General features: G+C 62.4%; 22 protein-coding genes. 8 read left to right on the forward strand and 14 right to left on the reverse strand.

From position 1 onward, the window contains the following. Positions 1 to 168: 168 nt before the first annotated feature. From ung to ACQZ6J_RS04300, 3 genes are all read right to left on the reverse strand, one after another. Positions 169 to 870, reverse strand: coding sequence for a uracil-DNA glycosylase (ung, locus tag ACQZ6J_RS04290; protein WP_449082175.1), 702 nt, complete (start codon positions 868 to 870; stop codon positions 169 to 171). 191 nt (positions 871 to 1,061) lie between these two features. Then, positions 1,062 to 1,382 (reverse strand): DoxX family protein, encoded by a 321-nt coding sequence (locus ACQZ6J_RS04295; protein ID WP_163986473.1) that lies wholly within the window; start codon positions 1,380 to 1,382, stop codon positions 1,062 to 1,064. A 1-nt stretch (position 1,383) separates the two neighbouring features. Further along, positions 1,384 to 1,764, reverse strand: a complete 381-nt coding sequence (locus ACQZ6J_RS04300) for a DUF4267 domain-containing protein (RefSeq protein WP_449082177.1) — start codon at positions 1,762 to 1,764, stop codon at positions 1,384 to 1,386. A 124-nt stretch (positions 1,765 to 1,888) separates the two neighbouring features. Here ACQZ6J_RS04300 and ACQZ6J_RS04305 point away from each other — a divergent pair, with 124 nt between their 5' ends. Further along, entirely contained in the window at positions 1,889 to 2,476 is a 588-nt protein-coding gene (locus tag ACQZ6J_RS04305; protein ID WP_449082179.1) for a TetR/AcrR family transcriptional regulator, read from the forward strand. Positions 2,477 to 2,599: 123 nt separating this feature from the next. Here ACQZ6J_RS04305 and ACQZ6J_RS04310 read toward each other — a convergent pair whose 3' ends face one another. Continuing rightward, positions 2,600 to 5,047: a GcvT family protein gene (locus ACQZ6J_RS04310; protein ID WP_449082181.1), complete on the reverse strand. Its 2,448-nt coding sequence runs from the start codon at positions 5,045 to 5,047 to the stop codon at positions 2,600 to 2,602. Positions 5,048 to 5,056: 9 nt separating this feature from the next. Then, positions 5,057 to 5,935, reverse strand: coding sequence for a phosphotransferase (locus tag ACQZ6J_RS04315; protein ID WP_449082183.1), 879 nt, complete (start codon positions 5,933 to 5,935; stop codon positions 5,057 to 5,059). 311 nt (positions 5,936 to 6,246) lie between these two features. Between ACQZ6J_RS04315 and ACQZ6J_RS04320 the strand changes: the two genes are divergently transcribed. Then, positions 6,247 to 7,053 carry a DeoR/GlpR family DNA-binding transcription regulator gene (locus tag ACQZ6J_RS04320; RefSeq protein ID WP_163986478.1) on the forward strand — a complete coding sequence of 269 codons (807 nt, stop codon included), beginning with the start codon at positions 6,247 to 6,249 and terminating at the stop codon, positions 7,051 to 7,053. Positions 7,054 to 7,096: 43 nt separating this feature from the next. On the opposite strand, the gene ACQZ6J_RS04325 is transcribed toward ACQZ6J_RS04320, so the two are convergent. Further along, positions 7,097 to 8,044: a LysR substrate-binding domain-containing protein gene (locus ACQZ6J_RS04325; protein ID WP_449082185.1), complete on the reverse strand. Its 948-nt coding sequence runs from the start codon at positions 8,042 to 8,044 to the stop codon at positions 7,097 to 7,099. Between the two features lie 116 nt (positions 8,045 to 8,160). Between ACQZ6J_RS04325 and ACQZ6J_RS04330 the strand changes: the two genes are divergently transcribed. Next, positions 8,161 to 9,183, forward strand: coding sequence for a YeiH family protein (locus tag ACQZ6J_RS04330; protein WP_449082187.1), 1,023 nt, complete (start codon positions 8,161 to 8,163; stop codon positions 9,181 to 9,183). Here ACQZ6J_RS04330 and ACQZ6J_RS04335 read toward each other — a convergent pair. The 6 genes from ACQZ6J_RS04335 to ACQZ6J_RS04360 all read right to left on the reverse strand — a co-directional run bounded on the left by ACQZ6J_RS04335 (position 9,146) and on the right by ACQZ6J_RS04360 (position 19,593). Further along, positions 9,146 to 10,978, reverse strand: a complete 1,833-nt coding sequence (locus ACQZ6J_RS04335; protein WP_449082189.1) for a bifunctional diguanylate cyclase/phosphodiesterase — start codon at positions 10,976 to 10,978, stop codon at positions 9,146 to 9,148. The genes ACQZ6J_RS04330 and ACQZ6J_RS04335 overlap by 38 nt on opposite strands. A gap of 113 nt (positions 10,979 to 11,091) precedes the next feature. Continuing rightward, positions 11,092 to 12,876 (reverse strand): IlvD/Edd family dehydratase, encoded by a 1,785-nt coding sequence (locus ACQZ6J_RS04340; protein WP_449082772.1) that lies wholly within the window; start codon positions 12,874 to 12,876, stop codon positions 11,092 to 11,094. Positions 12,877 to 12,883: 7 nt separating this feature from the next. Next, complete coding sequence (locus tag ACQZ6J_RS04345) at positions 12,884 to 13,768, reverse strand: NAD(P)-dependent oxidoreductase (RefSeq protein ID WP_449082191.1); 885 nt, start codon at positions 13,766 to 13,768, stop codon at positions 12,884 to 12,886. A 333-nt stretch (positions 13,769 to 14,101) separates the two neighbouring features. After that, on the reverse strand, positions 14,102 to 17,299 hold the full coding sequence (locus ACQZ6J_RS04350; protein WP_449082193.1) for an efflux RND transporter permease subunit: 3,198 nt from the start codon (positions 17,297 to 17,299) through the stop codon (positions 14,102 to 14,104). Between the two features lie 119 nt (positions 17,300 to 17,418). Then, positions 17,419 to 18,609 (reverse strand): efflux RND transporter periplasmic adaptor subunit, encoded by a 1,191-nt coding sequence (locus ACQZ6J_RS04355; protein WP_163986484.1) that lies wholly within the window; start codon positions 18,607 to 18,609, stop codon positions 17,419 to 17,421. Between the two features lie 171 nt (positions 18,610 to 18,780). Then, positions 18,781 to 19,593 carry an alpha/beta hydrolase fold domain-containing protein gene (locus ACQZ6J_RS04360; RefSeq protein WP_163986485.1) on the reverse strand — a complete coding sequence of 271 codons (813 nt, stop codon included), beginning with the start codon at positions 19,591 to 19,593 and terminating at the stop codon, positions 18,781 to 18,783. A 234-nt stretch (positions 19,594 to 19,827) separates the two neighbouring features. On the opposite strand from ACQZ6J_RS04360, the gene ACQZ6J_RS04365 reads away from it, so the two are divergent. Next, complete coding sequence (locus ACQZ6J_RS04365; RefSeq protein WP_449082196.1) at positions 19,828 to 20,739, forward strand: LysR substrate-binding domain-containing protein; 912 nt, start codon at positions 19,828 to 19,830, stop codon at positions 20,737 to 20,739. 57 nt (positions 20,740 to 20,796) lie between these two features. Here the strand turns inward: ACQZ6J_RS04365 and ACQZ6J_RS04370 are convergent, their stop codons facing one another. Continuing rightward, entirely contained in the window at positions 20,797 to 21,255 is a 459-nt protein-coding gene (locus tag ACQZ6J_RS04370; RefSeq protein ID WP_449082198.1) for a carboxymuconolactone decarboxylase family protein, read from the reverse strand. A gap of 135 nt (positions 21,256 to 21,390) precedes the next feature. On the opposite strand from ACQZ6J_RS04370, the gene ACQZ6J_RS04375 reads away from it, so the two are divergent. Next, a complete protein-coding gene (locus ACQZ6J_RS04375; RefSeq protein ID WP_449082200.1) occupies positions 21,391 to 22,275 on the forward strand; it encodes a sigma-70 family RNA polymerase sigma factor in 885 nt (294 codons plus the stop codon). 4 nt (positions 22,276 to 22,279) lie between these two features. Here ACQZ6J_RS04375 and ACQZ6J_RS04380 read toward each other — a convergent pair whose 3' ends face one another. Next, positions 22,280 to 23,041 carry an AraC family transcriptional regulator gene (locus ACQZ6J_RS04380; protein WP_449082202.1) on the reverse strand — a complete coding sequence of 254 codons (762 nt, stop codon included), beginning with the start codon at positions 23,039 to 23,041 and terminating at the stop codon, positions 22,280 to 22,282. A 138-nt stretch (positions 23,042 to 23,179) separates the two neighbouring features. Here ACQZ6J_RS04380 and ACQZ6J_RS04385 point away from each other — a divergent pair, with 138 nt between their 5' ends. The 3 genes from ACQZ6J_RS04385 (at position 23,180) to ACQZ6J_RS04395 (ending at position 26,434) form a co-directional block, all read left to right on the forward strand. After that, positions 23,180 to 24,139 carry a DMT family transporter gene (locus tag ACQZ6J_RS04385; RefSeq protein ID WP_449082204.1) on the forward strand — a complete coding sequence of 320 codons (960 nt, stop codon included), beginning with the start codon at positions 23,180 to 23,182 and terminating at the stop codon, positions 24,137 to 24,139. Between the two features lie 84 nt (positions 24,140 to 24,223). Further along, positions 24,224 to 24,946 carry an FCD domain-containing protein gene (locus tag ACQZ6J_RS04390; RefSeq protein ID WP_163986491.1) on the forward strand — a complete coding sequence of 241 codons (723 nt, stop codon included), beginning with the start codon at positions 24,224 to 24,226 and terminating at the stop codon, positions 24,944 to 24,946. Positions 24,947 to 25,153: 207 nt separating this feature from the next. Then, a complete protein-coding gene (locus ACQZ6J_RS04395) occupies positions 25,154 to 26,434 on the forward strand; it encodes a cysteine desulfurase-like protein (protein WP_163986492.1) in 1,281 nt (426 codons plus the stop codon). Positions 26,435 to 26,521 lie beyond the last annotated feature (87 nt).

Here is a 26,521-nt window from a genome sequence, read left to right on the forward strand (position 1 = left end):
TCTAACCCCTTGTCTCGCCTGCACCGGCAGGCGTTTCTCATGAGCAGAAGATGGTCTCGCGAGGCCCTTTTCGATAGCCCCCAATAGCCAAACGGATTGTCTTCAATGAGTGAACGAAAAACTCCGATCGTTCACCGATCCGCAGCCGCGCTTCCGAGAAGCGACACCTTACGGAGCGTCCGGATTGCTCGGCAGGGTCCAGTCGATCGGCTCCCTGCCGTGTTCGGAGAGATATGCGTTGGCCTTGGAAAAATGACGGCAGCCGAGGAAGCCGTTATGGGCCGACAGCGGCGAAGGATGCGCCGCCTTCAGCACCAGATGGCGCTCGGTATCGACGAAGGCGGCCTTCTTCTGCGCGTAGGAGCCCCAGAGCATGAAGACGACGCCGTCGCATTCGTCGTTGACCCTGCGGATCACGGCGTCGGTGAAGCGCTCCCAGCCCTTGCCCTGGTGCGATGCCGCCTGCGATTCCTGGACCGTCAGCACGCTGTTGAGCAGCAGCACGCCCTGCTTCGCCCAGCTTTCCAGAAAGCCGTGCCGTGCCGGCGGAATGCCGAGATCGGTTTCCAGTTCCTTGTAGATATTGACCAGCGACGGCGGAATGCGCACGCCGGGACGCACGCTGAAGCAGAGCCCATGCGCCTGGCCGGCGCCGTGATAGGGGTCCTGCCCGAGGATGACCACCTGCACCTCGTCGAGCGGGGTCAGGTCCAGCGCCCGGAAATACTCGCTGCCACGCGGAAAGATCACCTTGCCACGCTGCTTCTCCTCGACGAGAAAGGATTTGAGCTGCTGCATGTAGGGGCTTTCGAACTCCTGCGACAGCGCCTCTTTCCAGCTCTCTTCCAGCTTGATGCCCGCTTCCGCCATCGTCTTTCGCCTCCGTCTGTTGTCAGCCTGTCGATTGAGGATGAAAGCGGCGGCGTGTCAAGAAAATGGCTGACGCGATGGCGGGAGATCACAGTTTTCGAAGCGGAGCGGCCTGATCCGGATCTTAGGCACCCCTTGCCGGCAACGGCGGTCTTCGGCCCGTCGCAGGCAAGCGGCGTTGCTGGCAGCGCCTAGGATGAGATCGCGACAAGAGCGATCAAGGTGACAAAGACACTCAACGGCGCAAGATGTGCATACTCGCGGTGACGCAGGACAGTTGATAGCGCCGCCGCAATGATTACCGCCCCGAGCACTACGCCGACGATGCGGCTGACAGGAAACGCAATCAGGACGGCGCTCGCTATCTCCAGGCCACCGGTCAGGATATTCCACCAACGCGGATAGCCCCATCGAGCGAATTCGTTTCGCGCACCGGCGGCACCGATCGCGTTGACAATGCCGGCGCCAGCGAATGCGACGATCAGGAACCAGATTGAAAGAACATGAACCATCTCAGAACTCCCCAAACGTCATGGGGATGGCAGCCAGGACCATAATCGCCGCCGTGAGGCCGTGAATGCCGAAGGCGCTTTTGCCGGAGCCTTTCGCCGCGAGAATGAGCAGCATGTCGCCGACGGGGATAATCGCTTCGACCAGAAGGACGATGCCGACCTCCCGCTGGGCACCCCACAGCATAAATGCAAGCACGAGCAATCCCGCTACGATGTCGCGAACGCCCTTGAGGCGAAGCCACCAGGGGATATTTGGACCATCCTCAGGCGGCGGCAGGCCGAAACTGCGCGTCGTGGCCATTGGGTTCGCAATATAGCTGGTGCCGATCGCGATAATCGCGAGGGCCACAAGCAAACCGATGCCGTTAACAAGCCAGTACATTTTGCAATTCTCCTAGCGATGCAATATAATCTATCATTGCTAGTTATTGCCTTAGCGTTGCTAGTTAGTCAAGCGCCGTTATAATTTCGGCGCATAGTTGCCTTACGGGCATGGAGATCCTGGAATGAGTGGCGCAGACCGGAAAAGTCGAGAACGGGCCGAACGGGAAGATCGCATCGTCGAGGCGGCGCGTATGATCGCGGAAAGCGAAGGATGGGACGCCGTTACGATTCGCCGTCTGGCTAAGGAAATCGAATACAGCCAGCCAGTTCTCTATTCGCATTTCGAAAACAGGGATGCCATCGTTGCGGCAGTTGCAATCGAAGGCTTCAAGGATCTCGCGATCGTTCTCAAGGCAGCGGCAGACGAGGCAGCTGGACGACGAGACGCCCTCATGAACGTCGCCATGGGCTATTTTACCTTCGCGCTGAGCCGGCCGGCGCTCTACGACGCCATGTTCAACCTGCCGACCCAATTGAAGTTCGCCGAAGCTGAAACGAGATCGGAGCTTAGAGCCGGTTTCGACGCAATTGCCGCAGCCGTGTCTCCGTTCTGCGCTGATGCGGAGACGGCAACCGAGACTTTCTGGGCAGCCCTTCACGGGCTTGCTGAGCTCGAACGTTCGGGCCGCGTTAGGCCCGGCATGCGCGACAAACGCATCGCTCTTGTTGTTCAGGCGATAGTAGATGCGGGAAGCACCAGGCCCGGCTAAGGCTCATGTCATACGGCCGGACGGCCGCTTCTGGCGGATACCGTCCAATCTCACCATCCCGCGCAGGTTGATGAGATCTGTTACGAGCCCACATCATGCCGGCCGGACAAGTCCCTTTCGCAATCACGCCTTGATGCGCGCCATCTGCGGATCGTAAAGCGGCTTCAGCGACACTTGGCACGGCACGCGGCTCTGCGCGACATCGAGCTCATAGCGACCCGACAGCACGAAATCCTCCGTCACGCCGCCGGGATCGCGGACATAGCCGTAGCCGATGGCCTTGCCGATCGTGTAGCCGTAGCCGCCGCTCGACAGCCAGCCGACACGCTGCCCGTCGCGGTAGATCGTCTCGCGGCCGAGAAGCACGATCTCCGGATCGTCGGGCACGAAGCAGGCGAGCATCTTCTTCACGCCGGAGGCCAGCTGCCGCGCGATCGCTTCCCTGCCGCGGAATGCGACATCCTTCTTCATCTTCACCGCCCAGCCGAGCCCGGCTTCGATCGGCGTATGATCCGGCCCGATATCGGAACCCCAGGCACGATAGCCCTTCTCCAGCCGGCAGCTTTCGATGGCGCGATAGCCGGCATTGGCGAGGCCATGCTCACGCCCGGCTGCCATCAGCACATCGTAGACGGTAGCGGCGTATTCCACCGGCACATGCAACTCGTAGCCGAGTTCGCCGACATAGGTGATGCGTAGCGCCCGCACCGGGCAGCCGGCAATGCCGACGGTCCTCACCTTGCCGAAGGGGAATGCGGCATTCGAAACGTCCGCCGAGGTCACGGCCTGCAATATCTCGCGCGATTTCGGCCCCATCAGCGACAGCACCGAATAGGCCGAGGTCACGTCCACCAGTTCGGCGTGCAGGTCGGCCGGAATATTCCGGGCAATCCAATCGAAATCATGGGTGGCGAAGCCGGTGCCCGTGGTGATGTAGAATTCGTTCTCGGCAGTGCGGGCGACAGTCACGTCGCACTCGATGCCGCCCCGGTCGTTCAGCATCTGCGTATAGGTCAAGGCACCCACAGGCTTGGCAACATCGTTGGCGGCGATCCAGGACATCGCTGCCTCGGCATCCCTGCCCTTGAGCACGAATTTGGCGAAGGAGGTCTGGTCGAAGACGACGGCCGCCTCGCGCACCGCCTTATGCTCCCGGCCGACGGCATCAAACCAGTTTTGACGGCCATAAGTATAGATGTCCTTCGGCTCCTCGCCGGCGAAAAGATCGGCAAACCAGTTCGGCCGCTCCCAGCCGAGTTTTTCGCCGAAGCAGGCGCCCTGTGCCTTCAGGCGATCGTAGAGCGGTGACTTGCGGCATGGCCGCCCGCTCGAATGCTCCTCGAAGGGCCACGCCATGGTGTAATGCTTGCCATAGGCCTCGAGCGTGCGGGTGCGCACCCAGTCGGTGTCGAAATGCGGGCGGCCGAAGCGCCTGATATCGACCGGCCAGAGATCGTAGGGCGGCTCGCCCTTGGCCACCCATTCGGCAAGCGCCATGCCTGCGCCGCCGGCAGACGCGATGCCAAAGGCATTGAAGCCGGCGCCGACGAAGAAATTCCTCAGTTCCGGCGCCTCGCCGAGAATGAAATTGCCATCGGGCGTGAAGCTCTCCGGACCGCACAGCAGCTGCTTGACGCCCGCCGTCTGCAAGGCCGGCACGCGGATGAGCGCCTGCTCCATGATCTGCTCGAAATGATCGAAATTGCTGTCGAGCAGCGTGTAGTGGAAATCCTTTGGAATGCCGTCGAGCGCCCAAGGGATCGGGTTCGGCTCATAGCCGCCCATGACCAGCCCGCCGACCTCTTCCTTGTAATAGGTCAGCCGGTCCGGGTCGCGCAGCGTCGGCAGGTTGGAGGGCACACCGAAGGATTCGGTGATGAGATATTGATGCTCGACCGAGACGAGCGGCACATTGACGCCGAAACGGGCGGCGAACGTCCGCGTCCATTGCCCCGCGCAGACGACGACGCGCTCGCATTCGATACGGCCCTTCTCGGTGATGACCGCGCGGATTCGGCCCTTGTCGATCTCCAGATCGAGAACCTCCGTATCCTCGAAGATCGAGACGCCGGCCATGCGGGCGCCCTTCGCCAGCGCCTGGGTGATATCGGAGGGATTGGCCTGGCCGTCGGTCGGCAGGAAGGCGGCGCCGACGAGGTCGTCGACATCCATCAAGGGCCAGAGATCGAGCGCCTCCCGCGGCGTCAGCAGATGCATCTGCAGGCCGAAGGACTGCGCCGTCGTCGCCTGCCGCTTGACCTCCGTCCAGCGCTCTTCGTTGCAGGCGAGGCGCAGACCGCCATTCATCTTCCAGCCGGTGGCAAGCCCGGTCTCGGCCTCCAGTTTCTTGTAGAGATCGACGGAATAGCCGAGCATCTGCGTGATGTTGGCGCTGGTGCGCAGCTGGCCGACGAGACCGGCGGCATGGAACGTCGTGCCCGAGGTCAGCTTCTTGCGCTCCAGCAGCACGGTATCGGTGAAGCCGAGCTTGCCGAGATGGTAGGCCGTCGAGCAGCCGATGATGCCGCCGCCGATGACGACGGTCTTCGCTGTGGTCGGCAGTTCCTTCATCGTGTCACCTCAAGAGTTGCGAAAGCTCTGCCAGGCGCTCTCGAACCGCCGCAGATTTTCAGCTGTATAGGAAGAATAATCGAAATCGATGTCGGAATGGATTTCCGAGATCATACTCCACATCGTCTCGCGCAGGAGCGAGGCGCATTTCATCGCCTGATAGCGCTGGCGCAGATCGTCGCTGACGCCAGCCTCGAAATAGGCTTCCAGCATCGCCTCTTCCTGCGCCTCGGAGAATTCGTTGTTGGAGGCAAGGCCGCCGAGATCGAAAAGCGGCGTGTTGAAACCGGCATAGTCCCAATCGATCAGCCAAAGCCGCTTGCCGTCGTCGAGAAAATTGGCGGCCAGCAGATCGTTGTGGCCGAAGGCGATCTCGAACGGACCGGCCTCGCGTTCGAGCCGCTCGGCGATCTCCAGAAAGGCAGGCAACAGCGCCTTGTGCCGGCTGCCGCCCGCGTCCAAGGCGGCCGCATAGTCCCTGACCACATGGAAGACCCAGAAGATCGCCGCCGAGCCGCGAAAATGCCGGCCGACATCGCGATGGCAGGAGCGGACGAGATTCACCACCCGCGCCATCATCGCAGGCTCGCGGATATCCTCCGCGGACAGCGGCCCCGCATCGATATAGTCAAGCACCAGTATGCCGGGCTCGTGATGGATGACGGCGGGAGACAGGCCGGCAGCATGGGCAGCCCTGCTCGCCGCGACCTCGTTGACCCGGCTGATGTGGTGAACGGGAATGTCCGACCCCAGCCTGACGACGAAGCGTCGGCCCGCATTGCCGACCAGATAGTTGCGATTGGTAATGCCGCCCACCAGCGGGGCGATCTCGATCGGCCCGTTCCAAATGGCGAGAGACTGTATCCTGTCTTCCGGCGTCGCAGTCATTCCCCCTCCGGTGCTACTGCCGAGCATCCTTCGGATGAGAAAGGTTCCTCACAAAAGCAGAGCTGTCAAGAACCGATCCACAAAATGAAACGAATATTTGGTTTTTTGTTGGATTCAAGCGACAAACTCCCAGCGTATGAGCTATGGATATTGCAAATACGACGCTTCACCGTAGGTGAGATTTGTCTTAAAAACTCAAGCGCGAGGCAACCGGATCGGGTTGTGCGCGTTGACGTCTCTGCCGGCGGCAAGACCGCGGTTTCGCGGGTAACACACGTTTTGGGATCAATACCTCAGTAGGATCAAGGACCATGTCGGGCACATCCCAGCCGCTTCACTCCAATCATCGCGAACGCGAGATCCTGGAGGAACTGCGCTTGGCCGGCGGCGCAAGCCGCATACAGTTCCTGGCCGAACGGCTCGGCGTTTCCGAGGAAACCATTCGGCGCAACATCCGCAGCCTGGAAGCCAACGGGCTGGTGACCAAGGTGCATGGCGGGGTCCATATCAAGGACTCGATGAACGAGCCGCCGCTGCATCTGCGCATGAACGAGAATGCCGAAGCCAAGCGGATGATCGCAGCCTCGGTCGCCGCCATGATCGAGGACGGCGACACAATCTTTCTCGACGTCGGCTCGACCACCGCCTTCATTGCCGTCGCGCTGCAGAAGCACCAGAACCTCTTCGTCGTCACCAATGCCGTTGCCGTCGCCCACGCGCTTGCCACCCGCAACGGCAACCGCGTCTTCTTTGCAGGCGGCGAGCTGCGCGGCCACGACGGCGGCGCCTTCGGCATGGAGGCCGCCAATTTCCTGCGCCGTTTCAATGTTCGCCACGCCGTCCTTTCGGTCGGCGCCATCAATGCGGCTTCGGGTTTCATGCTGCATGACCTCGAAGAGGCCGAATATTCCCGGGAGGCGGCCGGCCGCGCCGAAAATCGCATCGTCGTCGCTGACAGCGCCAAGTTCGGACGCAGCGCGCCGATCGTGCTGAGCGAACCGGCATCCTTTGACGTACTGGTTACCGACGACACGCCTCCGGCCGACATCCGCGCCATGCTGGACCGCAACGAGATCGAGCTGGTCATCGCCAACAGGCAGCGAGCGGAGCGCCGCTAGACCGCCTCGGTTCTTCGATCAGCCCAGGCAACCAGCATCGAAGCTAGGCGCTCGTGTCGGCCTCAAGCGACAGGCTATGCTCATCCTCATCGAAGGCGATGGACTTGCGATAGTTCTTGCACATGGCCTCGAGCGTCTGCGCCGCCTTGCTGGCATGACGCTCCTTATGGCGCAGCAGCCGGAAGCTGCGGGCGGGCAGATCGAATGTCGCCTGGATCAGCAGGCCCTGACCGAGATAGGCCTTCGCCGCCGCGCTTGAAATAGCCGCCGCGCTTTGGCCCACGCAAACCGCCGACAGCACGGCTTCATTCGACGGCAGCACGAGAGCCACATCGAGATCCTGCGGTGCCGCGCCAAGCTTGGCGACTGCATTCTCGAATTCCGAACGCGTGCCCGACCCCTCCTCGCGCATCACCCAGGAGGTGCCGCCGACAAGATCGGCGGCCGTCAGTTGCCGGCCGTCCGCCCAGGGATGGTGCGGCGGCACGACGATGGCAAGCGCATCCTGCGAGACGATCTTCATCGACAAGGCGGGCGCATCCACCTCGCCCTCGATGAAACCCAGCTCGGCCCCGCCATCGACGACGGCCTCTGTCACGGTACGGGTATTGCCGATCGTCAGGTCGAGCTCGATGCCGGGATAATCGCGATGGAACCGCATCAGCAAGGGCGGCAGCCAGTAGCTGGCGATGGTCTGGCTGGCATAGAGGCTGAGCCGGCCGCGCTGCAGCCCGCCCAATTCCGCAAGCATGAGTTCTGCCGAGCGCACCCGCGCAAGCGTCGCCTTGGCTTCGCCGAGGAAGGAGCGGCCGGTCTCCGTCAGCTCGATCCGCCTGCCGACGCGATGAAAGAGTTCCACGCCGTAGTAGGCCTCGAGATTCTTGATCGCGGAGCTGACGGCAGACGGCGTGAGATGGATGGCTTCCGCGGCCTGCGTCAGATGCTCCCGCTCGGCGACGGCGACGAAAATGGCGAGCTGCTCGAAGGTCATGGGAAATCATTCTAATTAATCGAACGAAACATAGGATAATATTCGATGGATGTCGACATAGACAGATGAGACTTTCCTACCGTCACCAAAGCATAACAAACGAATGACGGCACGATATGTCCATTACCCAACGCGCAAATATGATCCTCCCAGGCCTCGCGCTCACCTCGGCCGTAGCCCTTCTAGCCTATGCAGCAGAGCATGTTGAAACCAGCCTTCTCGGCGGCAGATGGATCGAAAGTCTGGTGCTTGCCATAGCGCTCGGCATCGTCGTCTGCACGATCAAGCCGCTGAAGCCGACCATGAAGCCGGGCATCGATTTCAGCGCCAAGTTCCTCCTGGAAATCGCCATCGTCCTTCTCGGCGCCTCCATCAGCCTGTCGGCGATCCGCGGTGCGGGCGTCTGGCTGATTGCCGGGATCGCCATCGTCGTCGTCCTGTCGATCGCCGCCACCTATATGATCGGGCGGGTGCTTGGTCTGCCGCCGAAGCTCGCAACGCTGATCGCCTGCGGCAATTCGATATGCGGCAACTCGGCTATCGTCGCCGTTGCACCGGTAATCGAGGCGGATTCGCAGGAAATCGCCGCAGCCCTCGCCTTCACCGCCGTCCTCGGTATCGCAGCCGTGTTCCTGCTGCCGCTTCTCTATTTCCATCTCGGCATGAGCGTTCCGCAATACGGCACCCTGGCCGGCCTGACGGTGTATGCCGTGCCGCAGGTGCTGGCCGCGACCGCTCCCGTCGGCCTGCTTGCTGTCCAGACCGGCACGCTCGTCAAGCTCGTCCGCGTCCTGATGCTCGGTCCGGTCATCTTCCTGCTCGGCGTCATCACCAAGGCCGAGACAGCCGGCACGGACGGACGCACCGGCCACCACCACTCGCTGGTTCCGTGGTTCATCTGCGGCTTTCTCGGACTGATGGCCCTGCGCTCCTTCGGCCTCATCCCGGATGCTCTGGTAGCACCGATGCAAACGGTTTCCGGCATCCTGACCGTCATCGCCATGGCTGCGCTCGGTCTCTTGGTAAACATCCGCTCCGTCGCCCATGCCGGCGGCAGGGTGATCGCGGCAGCCACGCTGTCGCTGCTGACGCTGGGCGCCATCAGCTACGGTCTGATCCTTGCCCTACAGATTCAGTAGCCCGTACGCCACCGCCGCTCGAAGATCGACCCCGGCTTCCTGCCAGGGTCGATTTCAGCAAAGCGGCGGTCTCGCTCTCGCAGACAGGATAACCGATAGCGTAGCCCTGAAGCTCGTCGCAGCCCAGCTCGGCAAGAACGCGTGCGTGATCCTCGGTTTCCACCCCTTCGGCCACGACCTCGACATTCAAAGCCTGTGCAATCTCGACGATGGAACCGACGAGGCGACGCTGTTCGTCGGATACGGTGATCGCCGTCACCAGCTGCCGATCGATCTTCAACCGTTTTGGCTTGAGCTTGACCAGGCCGATCAATGACGCATGGCCCGAGCCGAAATCGTCGATCTCTATATCGATATCCATCTCCTTGATGCCGGCGATATTGGCAAGCACCCTGTCGTCGGGATCGTCGAGAAAGATGGTCTCCACCAGCTCGAATGCGATGGCCTGGCGAGGTATTCTCAGCGCCCGCAATCCATCGATCAGATCCGGATCGGCCAGCCGGCGGCCGGAGATGTTGACGGCGATGCGCGGCGGCGAAAGACCCTGCGACACCCAGGCCGCCCGGTCTGCCAGCGCACGCTTCAGCACGGCGGCATCGATCTCGGCAGTAAGCCCATATTCATCGGCAACCTTGAGAAAGGCAGCCGGGCTCATCAGGCCTCTTTCCGGATGCCGCCAGCGCGCCAGAGCTTCCAGCCCGACGATGCTGCGGGTGCGGGCATCCACCTGGATCTGATAGAAGGGCTCGATCTGGCGCAAGACCGGCGCCAGCCGCAATTCATCGGCAAGCCGCCGTTCGGCCTGCAGATCGGACTGAAGCTGCGGCGTAAAGAACTCCACGCGGTTGCGGCCGAGTTTCTTGGCCTGAAACAGGGCGACATCGGATTCCGCCAGGAGGTTTCCCGCGCTTTTCGCCTGGCTCATCGCCACGCCGATGGACGCGCCGATCTTCAGCATCTCGTTGCCGAAGCGCACCTCGCGGCGCAAGCGCGAGAAAATATCGTCCGCGATCGCCGCAAGCCTTTCGAGGCTGCCGACATTGACCAATGCGGTCACGAATTCGTCGCCGCCGATGCGCGCCACGACATCATTGGCGGTGATCGCCCCGGAGATGCGGGCGGCGGCGCTCTGCAGCGTCGCGTCGCCGGCCGCATGACCCCATTTGTCGTTGATCTCCTTGAAACCGTCGAGATCGATGTGAAGAACCGCCAAGGTCTCGACCGAGGCGTCCTTGCGCAATTCGGCCAGCCGGCGGTCGAAATAGCGGCGGTTGGGAAGGCCGGTCAGGTAGTCGTGATCGGCGGCATGCTCGATCCGCGATCGGCTCTGCTCGAGCGCCACGGCGCGCGCTTCCGCGATGGCCTTCTGGCTGGCGAGTTCGCGATTGAGCAGAACGTCGGCCGTGACATCCCATTCGGCGCCGATGAACGACGGCGCTCCGTCTGGGCCTTCGTAATAATGCGCGCGGGAGCGCAGGTGCCGCACCTCCCCACCGGGCAGGAGGATGCGGAATTGGGAATTATAGAACCCCTTGTTCTCCAGGGCAACGTCAAAGTCCCTGATCGCCCTTTCGAGATCCTCGGGATGCAGCGCCTTCATCCAGACATCGGACGAAACCCTTCGATTGTGGCGGCGGGTTCCGTAGAGCCTATGCATCTGGAGATCCCAGAGCAGTTCCTGGTCGTTGACGTTATGCTGCCAGACGCCGATTTGAGACGCCTCCAGCGCCAGCTCCAGCCTTCTCAAAAGGTCCTGGAACTCTTCCTCGCTTCGCCCTGATGTCGTCTCTGCCAAAGAGCTCCACCCCCTTCGGAATTTGAAGAGACCGCATAACTGCCGCTAAATATATATGCACTACTCCCTTTCACGAACTTTAATGGCGGCGCATTGGCGTGCCGAGACCCCGGCTAATGATTATGCCGGGGCGGAACGGCGGCAATATTGCGGAAATCGGCGGCGCCATCGAGCACGGCACCATCGGAAAGCTGCGTGACCGAACGGCGGTAGATGCGCTGCCACGGGGTCGCGTCCGGCGGGACCGGCGGTATGCCGTCACCCTTGCGTCGCTCGATCTCCGCTTCGTCCACCAGCATGTCGCAACGGCCGTGGTTGAAATCGATGCGGATGATGTCGCCGGTCCTGAGCCAGGCAAGCCCTCCGCCGGCAGCGCTTTCCGGCGAAGCGTTCAGGATCGAGGGACTGTCTGCCGTGCCCGACTGACGGCCATCGCCGATGGTCGGCAGGCTGCGGATGCCGCGCTTCAGAAGCGCATCCGGCGGCTGCATGTTGACGACCTCCGCTGACCCCGGCCAGCCGATCGGCCCGGCGCCGCGGATGACCAGAATGGTCCTCTCGTCGATACCGAGATCCGGATCGTTGATGCGCTTGTGGTAATCCTCGGAGCCATCGAAAACGACAGCCCTGCCCTCGAAGACCCCTTCGTGGCCGGCCTCCTGCAGATAGCGGCTGCGGAAATCCTCCGACACGACACTCATCTTCATGATCGCGAAATCGAAGAGATTGCCCTTGAGCACGAGGAAGCCGGCGCGCTCCTTCAGTGGCTCGGCGAAGGGACGGATGACCTCGCGATCGGTTGCCTCGCGACCCTTCAGGTTCTCCGCCATCGTCCTGCCCGTCACCGTCGGACAGTTGCCCTCCAGCTTGCCCGCCTGCAGCAGTTCCCACATGATCGCCGGAACGCCGCCGGCGCGATGGAAGCGCTCGCCGAGATAGGCGCCCGCCGGCTGCACATTGGCCAGCAGCGGAATGTCGAAGCCATGCACCTGCCAGTCGTCGGGGTAAAGCTCGACGCCGGCATGCTTGGCCATGGCAGCCAGATGCGGCTGCGCATTGGTCGAGCCGCCGATGGCGGAATTGACGCGGATGGCATTGAGGAAGGCCTCACGCGTCAGAACGTCGGAAGGCTTGATATCTTCCAATACCAGCTCGACCGCCCGTCTTCCCGTGCGATAGGCCATCTGGCCACGCTCGCGATAAGCGCCGGGGATGGCGGCACAGCCGGTCAGCGACATGCCAAGCGCCTCGGCCATCGCGTTCATGGTCGATGCCGTTCCCATGGTGTTGCAGTGCCCCACCGAGGGAGCGGACGCGAGTGCAGCCTCCAGAAAGCCCTCCTCGTCGATTTCGCCGGCCGCCAGCTTGCGGCGCGAGCGCCAGATCGCCATGCCGGAGCCGGCAAGCTCGCCGTCATGCCAGCCATCGAGCATCGGGCCACCGGACAGAACGATTGCCGGGATATTGACGGTGGAAGCCGCCATCAGCGCCGATGGCGTGGTCTTGTCGCAGCCGGTCGTCAGCACCACGCCGTCGATCGGATAGCCGTAAAGCACCTCCACCAGGCCGAGATAGGCAAGATTGCGGTCGAGCGCTGCCGTCGGGCGCTTGCAGTTCTCGAAGATCGGATGGGTCGGGAACTCGATCGGAATGCCGCCGGCATCGCGAATGCCGTCGCGCACGCGCTTGGCAAGATCGAGGTGATGGCGGTTGCAGGGCGTCAGGTCGCTGCCGCTCTGCGCAATGCCGATGATCGGCTTGCCCGACCGCAACTCTTCCGGCGTGATGCCATAGTTCATGAAGCGCTCGAGATAGAGCGCGGTCATATCGATATGATCCGGATTGTCGAACCAGTCCTGCGAACGCAGACGACGCTTGGATGCACCCTTATCGCTCATCTCTTCCTCAAGCCTTTCCTCGGGCATTCTTGTCTTCCAGATATTGCAGCAGACCGCTGTGATCCTGCTCGCCGCCGCCATTCTCGACGAACTCGGCAAACTCCGCCCTGACCGCTTCCGTCAGAGGCAGTCGAAGGGACAGGCTCTCAGCGGCGGCAATAACGGTATCCAGATCCTTCAACTGGTTGCGGGCGGTTCCGCCCGGCTCGAAATTGCGCTCGATCATCCGCTGGCCATGCAGCTCCAGGATCCGGCTTTCCGCAAAGCCGCCGCGAATGGCGGCACGAAAAGCTTCCCGCGATCCGCCGCCGGCTTCGACCAGCAGCATGGCTTCGGCAACAGCGCCGATGGTCACCGCGACGATCTGCTGATTGCCGAGCTTTGCCAGCTGTCCGGTGCCGCTCGGGCCGACGCGTGTGACACGGCCGAGCGGCGCCATGGCATCGCGGACACCGTCTATGACGTCGGCTTCGCCACCGGCCATGATCGCAAGCGTTCCGGCTGAAGCCCCGACCACGCCGCCCGATACGGGAGCATCGATATGATGAAGGCCGCGCTCGGCAAGTTTTGCCGCATGCTCACGGGCAACGGCTGGCGATATCGAGCTGGTGTCGATCACGGTAGCGCTGGCCTCCAGCACCTCGGCAACGCCGCTGCCGAACAGAACTTCGCTGACGGCACCGCCGTTGGTGAGCATGGTGAAAAGTATCGATGCTCCCCGCGCCGCCTCCACCGCCGTATCCGCGACGGTCGCGCCATCGGCAGCCAGAGGCTCGGCCTTGCTCCGGTCGCGATTCCAGACGGTCACGGCAAAGCCGGCAGCCAGCAGCCGCCGGACCATCGGCGCGCCCATCAACCCCGTCCCGAGAAAAGCGATCTTCCTGCCGCTCATAGACTATCCTTCGAATTGGAATGCACAGGGCTCGAGTCGGCATCGCGGCCGATCATGCCGGCGCATCCGGCAACGACCTTCTGCCCGCTATCGCCCTCAAACCCCTCCTGGCCCACTGGCGGCTCCCCACGCTCGACGTACGTCAGTCAACTCATCCAAGAGCTTGATAAACCTATGGTGCCAGCATGCAAAGGAAATCAGCGGCCATGCGGCAAATTCTCCGAAAGATGAAGTCAGCCAGCAGAATAAAAGTACCGCTCAAAAAGCGAAAGGCGGGACCTTTCGGTCCCGCCCATGGCATGTCGAGCACTGGAGTACCGCTCGGCACGGCCTCTATTCGGCGGCGATCGGGAGTACCTCCGCCGAATGATCGTTGTCGTTATGATGATGCTGCTTCAGCGGACGGTTGCCCGTCAGGCTGCGGATCAGCACATAGAAGACCGGCGTCATGAAGATGCCGAAGAAGGTGACGCCGATCATGCCGGAGAAGACGGCGACACCCATGGCGGCGCGCATCTCGGCACCGGCACCCGTCGAGGTGACCAGCGGCACGACGCCCATGATGAAAGCCATGGAGGTCATCAGGATCGGGCGAAGACGCAGGCGGCTGGCCTCGATTGCCGCCTTGACGGGGGTGCGGCCTTCGAATTCCAGCTCGCGGGCGAATTCCACGATCAGGATCGCGTTCTTCGCCGACAAGCCGACGAGCACCACCAGGCCGATCTGGGTGAAGATGTTGTTGTCCCCACCCGTGAGCCAGACGCCGGTCAGCGCCGCCAATACGCCCATCGGCACGATCATGACGATGGCGAGCGGCAAGGTCAGGCTCTCGTATTGAGCGGCGAGCACCAGGAAGACCAGCAGCAGCGCCAGCGGGAAGACGACGACGCTGGAATTGCCGGCCAGAATCTGCTGGTAGGTCAAGTCCGTCCATTCGAAGTCTATACCGGCCGGCAACGTCTCATGCAGAATCTTCTCGATCGCCACTTGTGCCTGGCCCGACGAGAAGCCGGGTGCCGGGCCGCCATTGATGTCGGCCGCAAGGAAGCCGTTATAGCGGTTCGTACGCTCAGGACCGGTGGTGGCATCGACCTTCAGCAAAGCCGAAAGCGGGATCATCTGGCCCGATGCCGAACGAACCTTCAACTGGCCGATATCTTCCGGCTGAGCGCGGAACTTGGCATCGGCCTGCACGCGGACGCTGTAGGTGCGGCCGAAGGCGTTGAAGTCGTTCACATACAGCGAACCGAGATAGATCTGCAGCGTCTGGAAGACGTCGGTGACGGAGACCCCGAGCTGCTCGGCCTTGGCGCGGTCGAGATCGGCAAAGAGCTGCGGCACATTGATCTGGAAGCTCGAGAAGATCCCGGCGAGTTCCGGTGTCTGGTAGGCCTTGGCGATCACGGCCTTGGCCGCCTGGTCGAGCGCCTGGTTGCCGAGGCCGGCGCGATCCTCGATCTGCAGTTTGAAGCCGCCTGTCGTGCCAAGACCGTTGACCGGCGGTGGCGGGAACATGGCGATGAAGGCATCCTGGATGACCCCGAACTTCTGGTTCAGCGCCATGGCGATCGCACCGCCCGAAAGGTCGGGCGTCTTACGCTCATCGAAGTCCTTCAGCGTGACGAAAACGATACCGGCATTCGAGGAATTGGTGAAGCCGTTAATCGACAGGCCCGGGAAGGCGATCGCATTGGCGACGCCTGGCTGCTTCAGCGCGATGTCCGTCATGCGCTTGATCACGTCTTCCGTACGGTCGAGGCTTGCTGCATCCGGCAACTGTGCGAAGCCGATCAGATACTGCTTGTCCTGCGACGGCACGAAACCGCCCGGAACCGTTGTGAACAGGCTATAGGTCGCTCCTACCAGCGCAAGATAGATCACCATGACGATGCTCTTGCGCGACAGCAGGCCGCCGACGCCCTTGCCGTAGTATTTCGAACCGGCTCCGAAGGCCCGATTGAAGCCGCGGAAGAACCAGCCGAAGATCGCGTCCATGACCCGCGTCAACCGATCCTTCGGCGCATGATGGCCCTTCAGGAGCAGGGATGCGAGCGCCGGAGACAGGGTGAGCGAGTTGAAGGCCGAGATGACGGTCGAGATCGCGATCGTCAGGGCGAACTGGCGGTAGAACTGGCCGGACAGGCCGGAGATGAAGGCAAGCGGCACGAAGACCGCGACGAGAACCAGCGCGATCGCGATGATCGGGCCGGAGACTTCCTTCATGGCCTTGTAGGTGGCGTCTCGCGGACTGAGCCCGTTCTCGATATTGCGTTCGACGTTCTCGACCACCACGATCGCGTCGTCCACGACGATACCGATCGCCAGCACCAGGCCGAACAGGCTGAGCGCGTTGATCGAAAAGCCGAAGACATACATCACGGCGAATGTGCCGATGATCGACACCGGAACGGCGATCAGCGGGATGATCGAGGCGCGCCATGTCTGCAGGAACAGGATGACGACGAGGACGACCAGCGCGATGGCTTCGAGCAGCGTGTCGATCACCTTCTCGATAGAGGCGCGGACGAATTTTGTCGTGTCGTAGACGATCTCGTACTTGACGCCCGCCGGCATGGCCAGCTGCAGCTCGTTCATGGTCGAGCGCACATTGTTGGCGATCTCGATCGCGTTCGAACCGGGTGCCTGGAGAACCGCGACTGCAACGGCCGGCTTGCCGTCGAGCAGCGAACGCAGCGTATAGTCTTCCGCACCCAGCTCGACGCGAGCGACGTCGCGAAGGCGGGTGATCTCGCTGTTGGCCCCTGTCTTGACGATGATGTTGCCGAATTCCTCGGGCGTGCGCAGGCGGCCCTGGGCATTGACGTTGAGCTGCATATCCACGCCCGGCCGGCTGGGCGAAGCACCGATGATGCCGGCCGCAGCCTGGACGTTCTGTGAGCTGATCGCATTGCTGATGTCGCTGGCGGCAAGATTATGCTCGGCCGCCTTCTGCGGATCGATCCAGACGCGCATGGAATAGTCGCCGGCGCCGAAGACCTGCACCTGCCCGACGCCTTCGATGCGGGCAAGCCGATCCTTGACGTTCAAGGTTGCATAGTTTCGCAGATAGGTGATGTCGTGGTCGGCCCCGTCCGAGACGAGGTTGACGACCATGATGAAGTCTGGCGAGCTTTTGACGGTCGTGATGCCGAGGGCACGGACTTCCGCGGGCAAGCGCGGCTCAGCCTGCGAAACGCGGTTCTGCACGAGCTGCTGCGCCTTGTCCGGATCTGTGCCGAGCTTGAAAGTGACCGTCACGTTGAGAACGCCGTCGGACGTCGCCTGGCTGGACATGTAGAGCATGCCCTCGACGCCGTTGATCTGCTCTTCGAGCGGCGTCGCCACCGTTTCGGCAATAACGGTCGGGTTGGCGCCGGGATAAGTGGCGCGCACGACAATCGACGGCGGCACAACCTCCGGATATTCGGAGATCGGCAGCGCCCTGAGGCCGATCAGGCCGGCGACCACGATGAGGACCGAAAGAACACCGGCAAAGACCGGGCGGTCGACAAAGAATCTGGAGATGTTCATAGCAAAGCCCTCTCCGGGGTAAAAACGGATGCAAAATCCCTGGCCGGCGAATTCAGAGCCGCCGGCGGATCATGCGAATTGGAATGTCGGCCTTCCGCCCATGGGCAGAAGGCGAAGTCTTATTGAGCGGTCGCGACCTTCTCTGCCAGCTGCGGGGCGACGACTGCACCGGGACGGATGCGCTGCAGCCCGTTGACAACGACCTTTTCGCCGACCTTCAGGCCGTCCTCGATCACCCGCTGATCATCGACCAGCGAACCGAGTTGGACCTGCCGGTAATTGACCTTGTTGTCGCCATCAACCACGAAGACGAACTTCTTGTCCTGGTCGGTGCCGATTGCGCGGTCGCTGATGACGAGCTTGCTCTCGGCCTTCGGCTGGCCCATGCGAACCCGCACGAACTGACCGGGGATGAGACGGCCGCCGGGATTGTCAAAGACGGCGCGAACGCTGACGGTGCCGCTCGCCGCGTCGACTTCGTTGTCGATCAGCTGCAGCTTGCCCTTGATCGGCGTGCCGTCATCGCTTGCCGTGCCGATCTGGACCGGGATCTGCTCGACCGGCGGAACAGCGCCGCCGGTTGCCGGCAGTTCGGCCAGGGCCTGGGTCACGGTCTGCTCGTTGGCGCTGAAGCTCGCATAGATCGGATCGACCGAAACGAGCGTCGTCAGCGCCGGAGAAGAAGACCCGGCGGCCACGAGGTTGCCGACGGTGACGGCGATCTTGCCGACGCGACCGGCGATCGGGGCGCGGACCTGCGTGTAGTCGAGGTTGAGCTGCGCCGTCTGCAGAGCCGCATCGGCGGCCTTCAGATTGGCAACGGCCTCGGCATAGTTGCTGGCGCGCGTGTCCATGTCGCTCTGCGAGATCGTTTTGCTGTCGGAGAGCTTCTGGCCGCGATCGACCTCGACCTTGGCGAGATCGAGCTTGGCCTTTGCTGCTCCGACCTCGGCCTGAGCCTGGGCGACGGCCGCCTCATAGGGTGCGGGATCGATCGTCACCAGCAGGTCGCCCTGTTTGATCAGGGCACCTTCGCGGAAATGCACGGACTGGATGGCGCCAGCGACGCGCGGCCGGATCTCGACACGGTCTATAGCCTCGAGCCGGCCGGAAAATTCCTGCCAAGCCGTAACGTCGCGCGGTTCGACGGCAGCAACGGTGACGGGAATGGCAGGCGGGGCCGCCTGGCTGGCCGCCTCGGTTGCCTGAGCGCCGCGTGGCAGCTCCAGATAGAAGGCCGCGCCTGCAACAGTCGCAGCAACACCCATGCCGGCGCCCCACAGGGCCCAGCTCTTACCGTTGGACTTCATGTTGGTCTCTCCTTTGGCTCCGTCTTGGGATACGGGGCCGAAAATTCCTATCGTCTCAATAAATCGGGGGGCCGAAGCGTCGCGCATGCGCGTGACTATTGCTCCGGTCTTGTGCCTTCGACGTTTCATCCCATCCGCGCTTATCCCTTGCGGACGGAATACCCTGGTCGATCAAGCCTGCACGTCTTCGACAAAGCCCTTGAAACAGCAGCAGATATCCTGCTGCCACGAGGCCCTGTCCTTCGACTGCCCGCCGTAGAGTGTGGGCCAGCCTGTCCCGGCGGGAAGGACTTGCTGGCGAACACGGACGCCGGCCGCTTTCAGCCGACTGCCGTATTCCATGCTCTCGTCGCGGAGCGGGTCGTCCTCGGCCGTGAGCACCAATGCCGGCGCGAGGCCCGAAAGCCGCGAACAGTATCGAGGCGCGGCATAAGGGTGACAGACACCGCCCAGGAAACCCAGGTAACGGTTCCAACCCTCCGTCCAGCGCTCGCGCATGCCGCTTTCCTCCGCCTGGAGGAAAGATTTCGATCCCATGAAGGGATCGAGCAGAGGCGAAATCAAAACCTGTCCGTCTAACGAACCGGGTATCTGATCGCGCGCCTTTAAAGCGACACCCGCTGCGACATTGCCACCCGATTCCTCTCCGGCGACAAACAACAGCGATTTTTTCGCCCCACCCAACGCAAGCATGTTCCGCTTGTTGCTGAGGTAGGCAAGAATTCCGTAGGCGCATTCGAGCACCTTCGGAAAAGCATTCTGATTGCAGCTCGTATAATCCGCTGCAACCACGATGGCGCCGGCCTCCGCGAGGCTCGCCGCTACCGGTCTGTTGGTCGCGTGATCGGTGTCGAGAAAAGCGCCGCCGTGCAGATAGAGCACGAGAGGCGCCGCCTTCTTCAAACCTTCGCCGTTATAGATCCGAGCTGCCACCGGCCCCGTAGGCACGTTTTCCAGCACAACATCTTTCCACGGCGCACTCATCGACCAAAATCCCTGTCTGCTCGAGTAAATATGATCCAATCCAGAAGCGGTTTATCATGCTTTACGATCATATTCTCGAAAATGCGGTCCCTGGCGCCCCCATGCCGCATTGCATCAATCTCGATAAAAACATATTGTTATTCCGCTTCGAGAATAAGTAGCCTATATTCGATCAGACTATTCAGGATAACAAACAATCGACCTCTTTTCTTCGCGGTCGAAGGGCATCACAGAATGGATCAGTTGTCAGCAATGCGGGCATTCGCGCGCGTGGTGGAAACGGGTAACTTCACCCGCGCCGCGGCGGCCCTTTCCATGCCGAAGGCGACGGTGACGACGCTCATCCAGTCGCTGGAATCGCATCTTCATGCCAAGCTTCTCAACCGGACGACCCGCCGCGTCATGGTGACGACGGATGGTGCGCTCTATTATGAGCGCGCGGTTCAGCTCCTCTCCGAAATCGAGGAGCTGGACGGCAGCATCAGCAATTCGCAGAGCCTGCCGAGCGGCCGCCTGCGCGTCGAAATGGCCGGCGCCTTTGCCGAGAAGATCGTCATGCCGGCGCTCTGCGACTTCCATCAGCGCTACCCCGACATTCACATCGATCTCGGCGTCGGCGACCGTCTCGTGGATTATCTGGCCGAGAATGTCGATTGCGCCCTGCGCGCCGGAATGCCGAGCGACCAGTCGCTGATCGCCCGCCGCGTCGGCGAAATACATCTCGTGACCTGCGCGGCGCCGCTTTACATCGAGAAGCACGGCATGCCGGAACGCCCCGAGGATCTGGAAACCAGCCACTATGCGGTCAGCTATTTCCGCGCGCAAACCGGCCGCACGGTTCCTTTCATGTTCGAACGCGGCAACGAATCGCTGGAAATCAGCCCGCGCTATATCCTCTCGGTGAATGACAGCCGCAGCTATGTCCAGGCGGCCTTGACCGGTCTCGGCATCGCGCAAGTGCCCAGTTTCATGGCGCGGGACGCGCTCGCCAGCGGCGAACTTGTGCCGGTCCTCTCCGGCTGGGGCCGCCCGTCGCTGCCCTTGCATATCGTTTACCCGCCCAATCGGCACCTCAGCAACAAGGTGCGCGTCTTTGTCGACTGGCTGGCAAAATTGCTGGTCACTTCGCGAGTCGGCGAAGCCTGACATACGGGCCACCTTCTGCCCATCATGCGAGAAGAAAGTGGCCCTCCTTACTGACAGTCAGGCCCAGGATGCGTCTGCGGGCTGGCGGACCGTCGAGTTCAGCCGGTTCCAGACATTGTCGATCGCTATCGAGACGATCAGGGCCGACAGCGCCTTCTCGTCGTAGTGTCTTGCGGCCTCGCTCCAGATCTCGTCGGTGACGGCGTCCGGCCGGTCGGCAAGCCGGGTGACCGCTTCCCCGAGCGCAAGAGCCGCGCGCTCCGCATCGGAGAAATAGGGCATCTCGCGCCAGGCGGAGACCCCCACAATGCGCTCCATCGCTTCGCCCGCCTTCTGGAGCTTGCGAAAGCCCATGTCGGTGCAGACGCTGCAGCCGTTGATCTGGCTGACACGCAGATGCACAAGGTCCATGACGGTCTCGGAGAGGCCCCGATCCTTGATGGAGTTGCTGACGGCCAGAAGCGCCTGCAGCGTTTCGGGCAGGACGAGAACGGGATTCTTCATACGAGCTTGCATATTCGTTTCCTCTGAGTGTGAGAGCGCTGTTGCGGCTCATGTCCTGACGATGCACTTTCCTGCCGATCCGCTGTCACACCGGCCGGATTTCGTTCGTCATAGGGTCTGACGAAACAGGATGAGGGAATGTGACCGATGGACGGGAAAAAGTGGCAGGCCCAGAAATTCGAGGCGAACCGGCCGCATCTGCGCGCCGTCGCCTATCGCATGCTCGGCTCGCGCACCGAGGCCGAGGATGCGGTGCAGGAAGCATGGCTGCGCCTGATGCGAAGCGATACGTCCGATGTTGAAAATCTCAGCGGATGGCTGACGACGGTCACGGCCCGCATCTGCCTCGACCTGCTGCGTGCCCGCAGATCCCGCCGCGAGGAGCCGCTGACCCTTCGCATCCCCGAACCTGCGGTGATCCACGAGGCCGGAAACGGCACCGACCCGGAACAAGATGCATTGCTGGCCGATTCCGTCGGCCTGGCCCTCCTGGTGGTGCTGGAAAAGCTCAATCCGGCCGAGCGGCTCGCCTTTGTCCTGCATGACATGTTCGACGTGTCTTTCGACGACATCGCCCCGATCGTCGGCCGCACGGCGGTCGCGACCCGTCAGCTTGCCAGCCGTGCCCGCCGCCGCGTGCAGGACACGCCAACATCGACCGAGGCCGACCTCACGCGCCAGCGCCACGTCGTCGATGCCTTCTTCACCGCCTCGCGGCTCGGCGACATGCAGGCACTGCTGGACGTCCTCGATCCCGAAGCCGTGTTCCGACCGGATGCCGTTGCCGCCCGCATGGGATCGGTCAGTGAAATGCGCGGGCGCGCCGATGTCGCCAGGGCTTTCAACGGTCGCGCGCAGGCAGCCCGGCTCGCCGTCATCAATGGCGCGGTCGGCGCCATCGTGGTGATCGGCGGTCAGCTGCGCATCGCGCTTCATTGCGCGGTCAGCGCGGACGGCGTGATCGCGAGCATCGACGCGATGGCCGATCCGCAAGAATTACGCAGGCTCGAGATCGTTCTGATCGAACCCTAGACTTTTAACGCATATGCGTCGGGCTCGTGCCCGTCAGCCTGCGAAACATCGCAATGAAGGCGGACGCATTGCTGTAGCCCAGCCGCGATGCGATCCGGTGCACGGGCTCGCCACTCTCGATCAGCGACAGCGCGGCGACCAGCTTCAGCCGCTGTCGCCACTCGTTGAAGGAAAGCCCGAGGTCGTCCTGGCACCGGCGCGACAATGTGCGCTCGGTCGTTCCCATCCTGCGCGCCCATTCCGTCAGGGAGTTCCGATCACCGGGATCGGCCTGTAACGCGGCCAGCACCGGGCCGAGTAGCGGATCGTCGGCAAACGGCAGGTAGCTCTCGCAGCGCGGCGCCACGCGGATCTGGTCGACCAGAACCTGCGCAAGCCGCAAGTCCTCGGCCGTTTCGGGTATCGTCACATCGCGCGCCGCGAAATCCGCGAGGATCGCCTTCAAGAGTGGACTGATGCTAAGCGTGGAGGGCTTGTCCGGCAGATCGATGCAGAGGGCGCGTTCGACATAGACGGTCACATAGCGCAGGTCGTGCTTGTTGTGGGCGCCATGCATGGTGTCCGGCGGCAGCCAGATGGCATAATGCGGCGGCGACAGATAGGGCACGCCCTGAATGTCGAACTCGCAGACGCCGACGAGTGCATAGTTGAGCTCGCCCCAGGGCTGGCTCTTTTTGGGAAAAACCGTGCCCGCCCTGTAATTCTCGGTCCGGAAGGAAACCGGGTTCGGCGGATCGCCTTCGATGCGTGGAGACCTGACAGACATGTCCTCATTTCACTATCGCTTGTCTTGATCTCGCTATATACCAGAATTCGGACAAAAGGTAGAACAGCCGAAGGATGGCGAACCATGTCACCCTCCTGCATTTCGCCCCAAGCCAAAAGACGACGGGAGACCACCCCCATGAGCACCCAGCCGAACGCTTCCGCATCCATCGTCAGCGCGGCCGGTCTTGCGCCGTTGCTGACGGTGCTGATCTGGTCCGGCAATACCGTCGTCACAAAGGCGTCCGCCGGCGTGATCTCTCCTGGCTCCATTTCCTTCTACCGATGGCTCCTTGCCTTCGTCGTGCTCCTGCCCTTCGTCGGCCGCGCGGCATGGCAGAACCGGGCACTGCTTCGGCAGCATTGGCTGAAGCTCGCCACCCTCGGCGCCCTCGGCATGGTGATCTACCAGAGCCTTGCCTATGAGGCGGCCAAGACCACATCGGCCGTCAACATGGGCGTCATGATAGCCCTGATGCCGCTGCTGTCGACCGTGCTCGCGGGCCTTCTTGCAGGCGAAAGGCTTACTGTGGCAAGCCTTGCCGGCGGCGCGATTTCGTTGATCGGGCTTGTCTATCTGACCTCGCAGGGCGATCCGATGCGGCTGTTGAATGGCGGCTTCCATATCGGCGACGGCCTGATGATCATCGCCGTCCTGTCGAATGCGCTCTATGGTGTGATGCTGAAGCGCTGGGCGATGCCGATCCCGATCTGGCAGCAACTCTTCTGGCAGATCGGCTTTTCGACCCTGCTGCTGATCCCTGTCTTCCTGATGGGCGATATCTCGCCGGTCACCACCGCAAACCTGCCCCTGATCCTCTATGCCGCGATCCCGACGTCCCTCGTCGCGCCGCTCTGCTGGATGATCGGCATTCATAAGCTCGGGGCGAGCCGGACGTCGCTGCTGATCAATCTTCTGCCCATCGTCGTTGCGGCATTGGCCTGGGCGCTTCTTGGCGAACAGCTGCATTCCTATCATGCCATCGGCGGCGCCCTCGCCCTCGTCGGTGTCGGCCTCGGCTTACGGAAAGCTCGGGCAAGGAACGGCGAGACCGCTCCCGAAACGGACGAGCCGAACTGGGAGACAGAGGAAGCTTGACATGCGCTCCGAGAGGCCCCCTTTCCTTTCGGCCACGCTTCGTTCTACCATGAACGAGTCCCGAGAAGCGAAAAGGAAGCGAGCGTGCGCATAGCCCTGGAACCGGTGTCCACCAGAACGACGATCCAGGAGAGCGTCTATCAGCAGCTGAGAAACGCTTTGATGGCCGGCAATTTCGATCCCGGCCAGACGCTGACCATCGCCTCGCTCGCCGAAACCTTCGGCACCAGCAACATGCCGGTCCGCGAGGCCCTGCGCCGTCTGGCGGCCGAAAATGCCCTTGAAGTCGCCGCCAACGGCTCGGCCCGGATTCCGATCGTCACGCTCGCCCGGCTGGACGACCTTTGCCGCGCCCGCATTGCGGTGGAGGGTCTCGCCGCCGAACTCGGCATGCCCAACCTCACCCCCACCGACATCGCGACCCTCGAGCGCATCGCCGGCGAACAGCATGTGATCGGCCTCGGCGCCAACGTCTACGATCTCATGGCCAGGAACCAGCAATTCCACTTCACCATCTACCGCGCTTCCGGTTCCGAAGTGCTGCAGCAGCTCATCGAGACGTTGTGGCTGCGCTTCGGCCCTTACATGCGCATGCTCTCCGCCTCGGTCGAGCCCCTGATGCGCAGCGGCGAGCTCGATCCTGCCGGCGAGCATGTTGCCATTGTCAAGGCGCTGAAGGCCGGCGACTTTGCCGGAGCCCGCGACGGTGTCGTGGCCGACATTCGCCGCACCCATGAAATCCTGCAGGATTATTGCCCGGCCACGCAGGACGAGCCGCGCAAGGGCTCGGGCCTGGCCCGCCGCTGAAGTGCATCGCGACCTGCGGGATTCGCTGTTCGCGATTTGGGATCCTTGCGATTGAGCCGGCGTTTATCGGAAGGCCGCCGCACAGTTTTGCCCGACATTTTTGAATCTCACGCCGAGAGTTCGAGAAATTTGGTTGAACCTTAAACTATTTTGTGATCAAATGATCAAACTAGAGATTTCAATCCCAACATCCAGAGCGAGATCGCCATGAGTTCCGCCCCTTCCGCATCGCAATTCACCGGCCACAACAGCTTCCCGGTCGACGAGGTCCGCGCCTTGTTCCCGGCCATCCAGAAGGCCGGCGATTTCGTCTTTCTCGACAATGCCGGTGGCGCGCAGGTTCCCCAGGCGGTGGTCGATGCAGTCGCCAACCACCTCATCGATTTCAACGTCCAGCGCATGGCCAAATACCAGCACAGCCAGGGCGTCGACCGCAATCTCGACGAGGCGCGTGAAAGCGTCGCCATGCTGGTCAACGCCTACCGCCCGGAAGAAATCTCCTTCGGCCAGAACGCCACCTCCTTCATCCGCCTTGTGAGCCTCGGCATCGCCAAGCTACTCGGCGAGCGCAACGAGATCGTCGTCACCGACATGGATCACGATGCCAACATCGCCACCTGGATGGCGCTGGAAGCCGACGGCGCCAAGATCGTCTGGTGGCGCATGCGCGAGGACGGCACGCTGCATACCGAGGATCTGAAGCCGCTGCTCAACGACAAGACCCGCCTCGTCGCCTGTACCGTCACGGCGCATTCGATCGGCACGATCGTCGATGTCGCAGCGGTCTGCAAACTGGCGCATGCCGCCGGCGCGGAAACCTTTCTCGATTGCGTGCACTACGGCCCGCATGGCCTGATCGACGTGCAGGCCTGGGGCTGCGACTATCTCGTCTGCTCCGGCTACAAGAACTTTTCGCCCCACATGGGCTTCCTCTGGGGCCGCTACGACGCATTGGTCAAGCTTCCCACATTCAAGGAAGACTTCATTCCGGACGTGCCGCCCTACAAGATCGAAGTCGGCACCTTCACCTACGAGAACGTCGCCGGCATGAATGCCGCGGTCAAGTATCTCGAAAGCCTCGGCCGTCGTTTCCTGCCGACCGGCGAGCATAGCCGCCGTGAGGCGCTCGCGGCCGCCATGGGCGCGATCCGTCAATACGAACTGATGCTCTCGCGCGAAATGATCGCGGTGCTCAAGCGCCATGGCGCTGTGATCTACGGCATTTCCGACGAGGCTCGCCTGGAGCAGCGCGTTCCGACGATCTGCTTCAACATGCCAGGCATCACCCCGCAGGAATTTGCCGCCGAGATGGGCAAGGAACGCATCGGCCTGCGCGACGGTCACATGTTCGCGCCGCGCCTGATGAAGCGTCTCGGCCTTTCGATGGAAACGGGCGCCATCCGCGTATCGCTGGTGCACTATAACAAGGTCGAAGAGATCGCGCGGTTCGACGCGGTTCTCACCGAGATCATGGCGCGGCGCAAGTAAGCCGCGCCTGTGAGCGGTGGCGGCGCCCGAACAACTCCGCCACCGCAAATCCTCCGTGCCGGTGCATTGACCGGCACGGAAAGCTGT

Source organism: Rhizobium sp. A37_96 (assembly GCF_053521765.1).

What these genes read in the sequence shown, in the direction of transcription:
- ACQZ6J_RS04350 (WP_449082193.1), bottom strand. Translation starts at nt 17,299, where the DNA reads ATGAACATCTCCAGATTCTTTGTCGACCGCCCGGTCTTTGCCGGTGTT.
- ACQZ6J_RS04385 (WP_449082204.1), top strand. Translation starts at nt 23,180, where the DNA reads ATGAGCACCCAGCCGAACGCTTCCGCATCCATCGTCAGCGCGGCCGGT.
- ACQZ6J_RS04360 (WP_163986485.1), bottom strand. Translation starts at nt 19,593, where the DNA reads ATGAGTGCGCCGTGGAAAGATGTTGTGCTGGAAAACGTGCCTACGGGG.
- ACQZ6J_RS04345 (WP_449082191.1), bottom strand. Translation starts at nt 13,768, where the DNA reads ATGAGCGGCAGGAAGATCGCTTTTCTCGGGACGGGGTTGATGGGCGCG.
- ACQZ6J_RS04355 (WP_163986484.1), bottom strand. Translation starts at nt 18,609, where the DNA reads ATGAAGTCCAACGGTAAGAGCTGGGCCCTGTGGGGCGCCGGCATGGGT.
- ACQZ6J_RS04325 (WP_449082185.1), bottom strand. Translation starts at nt 8,044, where the DNA reads ATGACCTTCGAGCAGCTCGCCATTTTCGTCGCCGTCGCCGAGCGGGAG.
- ACQZ6J_RS04305 (WP_449082179.1), top strand. Translation starts at nt 1,889, where the DNA reads ATGAGTGGCGCAGACCGGAAAAGTCGAGAACGGGCCGAACGGGAAGAT.
- ACQZ6J_RS04300 (WP_449082177.1), bottom strand. Translation starts at nt 1,764, where the DNA reads ATGTACTGGCTTGTTAACGGCATCGGTTTGCTTGTGGCCCTCGCGATT.
- ACQZ6J_RS04380 (WP_449082202.1), bottom strand. Translation starts at nt 23,041, where the DNA reads ATGTCTGTCAGGTCTCCACGCATCGAAGGCGATCCGCCGAACCCGGTT.
- ACQZ6J_RS04315 (WP_449082183.1), bottom strand. Translation starts at nt 5,935, where the DNA reads ATGACTGCGACGCCGGAAGACAGGATACAGTCTCTCGCCATTTGGAAC.
- ung (WP_449082175.1), bottom strand. Translation starts at nt 870, where the DNA reads ATGGCGGAAGCGGGCATCAAGCTGGAAGAGAGCTGGAAAGAGGCGCTG.
- ACQZ6J_RS04330 (WP_449082187.1), top strand. Translation starts at nt 8,161, where the DNA reads ATGTCCATTACCCAACGCGCAAATATGATCCTCCCAGGCCTCGCGCTC.
- ACQZ6J_RS04310 (WP_449082181.1), bottom strand. Translation starts at nt 5,047, where the DNA reads ATGAAGGAACTGCCGACCACAGCGAAGACCGTCGTCATCGGCGGCGGC.
- ACQZ6J_RS04370 (WP_449082198.1), bottom strand. Translation starts at nt 21,255, where the DNA reads ATGCAAGCTCGTATGAAGAATCCCGTTCTCGTCCTGCCCGAAACGCTG.
- ACQZ6J_RS04365 (WP_449082196.1), top strand. Translation starts at nt 19,828, where the DNA reads ATGGATCAGTTGTCAGCAATGCGGGCATTCGCGCGCGTGGTGGAAACG.
- ACQZ6J_RS04375 (WP_449082200.1), top strand. Translation starts at nt 21,391, where the DNA reads ATGGACGGGAAAAAGTGGCAGGCCCAGAAATTCGAGGCGAACCGGCCG.
- ACQZ6J_RS04395 (WP_163986492.1), top strand. Translation starts at nt 25,154, where the DNA reads ATGAGTTCCGCCCCTTCCGCATCGCAATTCACCGGCCACAACAGCTTC.
- ACQZ6J_RS04340 (WP_449082772.1), bottom strand. Translation starts at nt 12,876, where the DNA reads ATGAGCGATAAGGGTGCATCCAAGCGTCGTCTGCGTTCGCAGGACTGG.
- ACQZ6J_RS04320 (WP_163986478.1), top strand. Translation starts at nt 6,247, where the DNA reads ATGTCGGGCACATCCCAGCCGCTTCACTCCAATCATCGCGAACGCGAG.
- ACQZ6J_RS04295 (WP_163986473.1), bottom strand. Translation starts at nt 1,382, where the DNA reads ATGGTTCATGTTCTTTCAATCTGGTTCCTGATCGTCGCATTCGCTGGC.